Raw genomic sequence first — 4,789 nt, 5'->3', positions numbered from 1 at the left:
TTCCAGTTCCAGCTTCTATGTGAATCTTTCATGGAAAGGTCCACACTTGTATCAATGGCCGAAGTGCATGAATTTCTATGGCATGGTTATGATACAAACTGGAGATTTGAGGAAAATATCGAAGATGGTCAATCATGAAAGAAACAAAACCGCTGGGTCCTTTGGTTCGCCAAGAACTCTATGAAAAGGCAGAATCAATGGATAGGATAGAGGAATTTTCACCACCGCCGTATATTGAACCCTTTGGGGAAAAGACTATTCCGAAGATGCAGCTGATGAATGAAAGGCTTCGAGCCCTACTAATGCATCTGCTTAGCGAAGAAATCCCGGGAAAAAATATGTCTTCAGAACAACTCCGTCATTTCTGCAAATCGATGGTAGAAGAAACTAGAAGGGATTTGGATGCCTTCACTGGGTCTTGGGCTGTTCTTCCGATAGATTTCGAAGGTCATCGACCATCTGACGCGGGGGTAGAATTTGTGTATCTTCCAACATACCTGGGGGTTTGCATCCTTACGTGGATTAAGAACAAAAACCAAGCAATTGCTGAGAGCGTTTCGAATTATGATAGGCGCCTAAAGAAAGGATATTCTTTCTCGGCCAAAAAGGAAGGACTAAGGGGTCATGGTTATCACCGATACGCAACTCAACTGGAAACCATTAAGCTATTTTCCCAAACCGGTGTGTTGAAATTCATCTCGGATAATCCCGAATACTCAACAGAAATGTACGATTTGCTGAAGAAAATCAAGAGGAATTCGGAAAAGAAATTAGAGAGAAACAATTTCGTCGAAGGCTGGGGAAAATTGAGCAGAGAGGGCTGTAAGATAAGGCTTGAGTATCTCAAAGACTTCTAGTAGCCTTCATCTAAGTTTGCGAAATCGCCTTTCTTCCGACAGTGCAAGAACACTCTTGATGTGCCGCATTCGATCCAGATAACCAGAAACCTCGACCAAATCATCGAACGAATTGTGGAACAGGCCAACATTCCTTGGTTTCAGCCACTGCACCAGATCTATCATCTGATCCAAGTCTGCGTGCAAGCTCAGTACTTTGTTTGGATGTCGCCGGTTGAAGACCTCTGCTTTGTTCTCGATAAGGTGTCCATCAAGGGTTATTCTATCTCTGCCATGAACCAAATCGAGAGCATCTTCATTTCTCAACGCACCCGCCAAGTAGACCAGATTGTAGCGATGTGAGGAAATCGATTCCATCAAATCCTGCACGATTCCATGGCTGAGGTCTGGAGGGCCGAATATGAAAATCGTATTCCGCTTGCCCAGATAGGAGAACACCTCGCCTCCCTCCTCACAGAAACGCGCAACCGCACTGCTGAAGGGATTCAACTTCTTCTTAATCCGGTTTCTAATGGCGGGATGCACATCTTCAATCCTATTTTGGATGATTCTGGCGTATTCCTGTGTTTCTCGACCCAGAACGAGCAGCGGCCGCTTCTCATATCCATACTTAAGTTGCTGTTTTCTGAAATAAGAGAACAACGAGAGATAGAGAACGATAGCCACACTGTCAGGTTGAGCGGCGATAAGGACGCGATTCCCATAGTCCGCCTTGAGCTTAAGCCTCCGAAAGAGAGCCCCAAACATCTTACCGACGGGCTCGTGCTGTGTGGCACCCATAGTTGATTCCATCAAGAGAAAGTCTATCTCTTCTGGCAGCTGCTCACGCACGGATTCAACACCTTGAATCGGGAAGAAATCCTTCACACAGAAATCACCGGTATACACGAAGTCGTAATCAGGACTATCAACATGGAGCATCAAAGCACCGGGCATATGGCCTGCATTATAAAACGCTAGACTGCCTTCACCACATCGAACCGTTTCTCCCGAACTGACTGTGATCGCATTTTGAACCACATGTCTTGCGTGGTCGGAGAGATGAAAAGGATCATCGTTCTCTTCCCAGGGCTTCGTGGAGCTCTTGAAAGCATAGAAATCCAGCGTGGTTGCTGAGCAGAGAATCGGAGTCTCCGGGTAGTGCTCCAAAATGCGCTCCAGTCCTCTGCAGTGGTCGTAATGGGAATGACTGAGAAAGAGCACATCAAGGTTATTCAGCTCCAGATTGCGGAAGTAGTCCCAGTTCGACTCTTCAGCAAGACCCGCATCGAGCATTATTGATGTGCCACCCCATTCGAGAATATGACTGGTTCTGTTTGGGCCCTCACTCAGACAATGAAGACCGATACTGTTCGACCCATCCAAAATGAGCTTTTCAAAAACTGCTTCGGGGTCAAAAGTCCTTTTTACTTCGTCGACGGTTACTGATACGATGCTATCTCCCAGCTTCACCCCTGTCAAGTAGAAATACCAGCCAGTGTTCTTTGCGATGTAACGAAGCTCTTGGAACGTTTTCCTTGACTTGCCAGTTTCGACACAGAGGATTCTATTCGATTTGGACACCTGTATTCTCTCAATGGCGAGTTTCTCATCCACTGGTATGCGATTTTCTTCAAAGAACCACTCCAGTGCTTTTTCCCAAGACCGCTGTGGGATATTCCTCTTCTGAATGAACTGCAGGATCGATTTGTACTTTGGAGTCTCAAACCGCTCTGCGTTCTCAAGAAATGTTACGGGAATCTCATTTCCCTTGGACTCGATGTATTCAGCCCCCATCGTTGGTCCTCGTGCGGATTCTTAGGCTCTCATTAATGAGTATAACCTGTATGGAAGGCTGATTTGTTCAAGAGAGTACAGACTAATAGGAAAACAAGAAGCAAAAACAGATTATAGTCGGATTACCAAGTGTGTAGCAGGTTATCGACTTGATGCAACGCCTTCATACGAGTCTCACCAAGCGTGTTCTGGTGGTATCATTCCCAGCAACGGTTCTGTTTTCAGTTGTAATGATGCTCGTGCTCCTCCCGCAATTCCTAGCAATCTCGGGGGGTCTGCTCCCGCTCGACCTCAGGATAACGTATACACCAAACGAAGCAAACACCCTCTTCTCGGCTCTTGGAGAGGAGGGCATCGCGATCTATCACAGCATCCAGCTCTTCGACATGGGATTTCCTATCGCCCTTGCCATCACGCTCTCCTCGACAATCGCACTCACGTACTCATCACTCCGTCCTGCAGAGAGTAAACTGCCGCTGACTGCTTTTGTACCGTTCTTCACGGCAGCTTTCGATTATGCTGAGAATATCCTCGTATGGACTCAGCTGGATGCATATCCGTCGACATCATCCCAAGTGTTGCTGCTTGCAGGTACGATGAGCTCAATCAAGGTCGTTCTGCTTGTGATTTCAGTCTCGCTTGCATTGCTTTGCGCTATCAGGTACCTCATCACGACAGCGCGCATGTAGAGACCGTTGCTCTGCATGTGAATGCTGATTCGATACTATTTGATTCAGGTAAATCGTTCTCCAAGACCGGGAGAAGTAAAACCCATGTCAAATGGTGCAAGCGAATTCAGAAAAAGGATATATAAGTCATAATTTCGTATTACCATTGTTCGCGTTTGAGCGGGCGAGAGGAATTGGAATGAAAAGGCACGCCATCATAGCAGTAGCCATATGCTTGGTTCTTTTTGGAAACATTCAATCTGTGGGAACCTTCGGTTTGCAAGCCGTAAGCAGCACAGATACTGAATCTAACGAATTGGAGCAATCAACACCAGCTGAAACAGGATCGGCTTCGTCGCTTAGAACGAATATGGTGCGAAACGGGGGGTTTGAAGAAGAATCCGGGTATGGAGGAGAAGGACAATGGTATAGGGGCGGATCCATTTACCGACAGACTGACTTCGACTATACAGACGATGTTAGTAATGGCACCTACTCATGCAGAATGAGAGCAGAGGGGGCCGAATACTGGGGCAGTTACTCATATCTCCATAAAGCCTACTATGCACATGATATGGGATACCTAGGAGAGGGCTCAATGCTCAATTTGTCATACAACATCATTCAGAATCCGGACCTGGCACAAGGAGCAACTGTGTACACCGATTTCAGCTTCTATAACGGCAGCACATACTACCTTTACTACTATCTTTCTAGTTCAACACCACCGAATGCAAACAACTCAAACAGAGGGTATTATCAATTCAACACGACAACATTTGGCGATTGGAATCTCTTTAGCAGGAATATAACAGCAGACTTTGAAGCTGCAATAGGCCCAATCACGACTGACCTTGAAATCAGATATTACTACTTCAGAATTACATCCGTAAGCCATGCCAGTGGCACAAATGAGGTCCTACTGGACGATGTACACCTGAGGAATAGCACAGGCCATGAGTATATTGAAGATGGGGGTTTTGAATCAGGAAACGGAGCAGCATGGTATGATAGTTCAAATAGCGATAAGGGATACTACTCGCACAGTACACAGAACACAGAGGGTGACTACGCCGCCAATCTCACGGTGAAGGCTTCCCGTTCTGGCGTTAGTGCGTATACTGAGGTGTATCATACTTTCAATCGGCGAAGTGGATACTATCCTCTTGGACCGGACACACTTACAGTGCAATTCGATTGGCTGTATGAGGATGTTTCTGGCGGAGGAACTAACCAATACGGTCGATACGAATTAGAATTCGATAATGACACGTTCAGCGGTACAATATACTGGTACCTCGGAATCGATCAGGACCAAGTTCCCTCATGGAATTCATCCGGTTCATCATATGCAAACTACCACGTAGCAGCGCCAGGCTTTGGCGAACGGGGGGTGTGGAATCACTTTGAAATTGACCTCTATCAGGTCGCTTTAGATTTCAACATCACACAAGTCAACTTCAACCAAGGAGAATTCACGGTCGAACA

4 protein-coding genes are annotated in these 4,789 nt (G+C 46.3%); 3 read left to right on the top strand and 1 reads right to left on the bottom strand.

Translation table 11 applies throughout. The features are described from left to right. The first annotated feature begins 134 nt into the window (after nucleotides 1-134). Entirely contained in the window at nucleotides 135-857 is a 723-nt protein-coding gene (locus GF309_08880; protein ID MBD3158887.1) for a hypothetical protein, read from the top strand. A 6-nt stretch (nucleotides 858-863) separates the two neighbouring features. Here the strand turns inward: GF309_08880 and GF309_08875 are convergent, their stop codons facing one another. Then, nucleotides 864-2,633, bottom strand: a complete 1,770-nt coding sequence (locus GF309_08875) for an MBL fold metallo-hydrolase (protein MBD3158886.1) — start codon at nucleotides 2,631-2,633, stop codon at nucleotides 864-866. Between the two features lie 152 nt (nucleotides 2,634-2,785). On the opposite strand from GF309_08875, the gene GF309_08870 reads away from it, so the two are divergent. Beyond that, entirely contained in the window at nucleotides 2,786-3,322 is a 537-nt protein-coding gene (locus GF309_08870) for a hypothetical protein (GenBank protein MBD3158885.1), read from the top strand. Nucleotides 3,323-3,500: 178 nt separating this feature from the next. Continuing rightward, nucleotides 3,501-4,789: hypothetical protein (locus GF309_08865; GenBank protein ID MBD3158884.1), on the top strand; the 1,289-nt coding region annotated here is incomplete at its 3' end.

Source organism: Candidatus Lokiarchaeota archaeon (assembly GCA_014730275.1).
Taxonomy (GTDB): Archaea; Asgardarchaeota; Thorarchaeia; order Thorarchaeales; family Thorarchaeaceae; genus WJIL01.
The sequence above is the reverse complement of the archived record's forward strand: the minus strand, read 5'-3'. Positions and strand labels throughout refer to the sequence as shown.

Bases quoted from the DNA above. Each gene is read 5' to 3' on its own strand.
- GF309_08880 (MBD3158887.1), top strand. From the start codon at position 135: ATGAAAGAAACAAAACCGCTGGGTCCTTTGGTTCGCCAAGAACTCTAT.
- GF309_08870 (MBD3158885.1), top strand. From the start codon at position 2,786: ATGCAACGCCTTCATACGAGTCTCACCAAGCGTGTTCTGGTGGTATCA.
- GF309_08875 (MBD3158886.1), bottom strand. From the start codon at position 2,633: ATGGGGGCTGAATACATCGAGTCCAAGGGAAATGAGATTCCCGTAACA.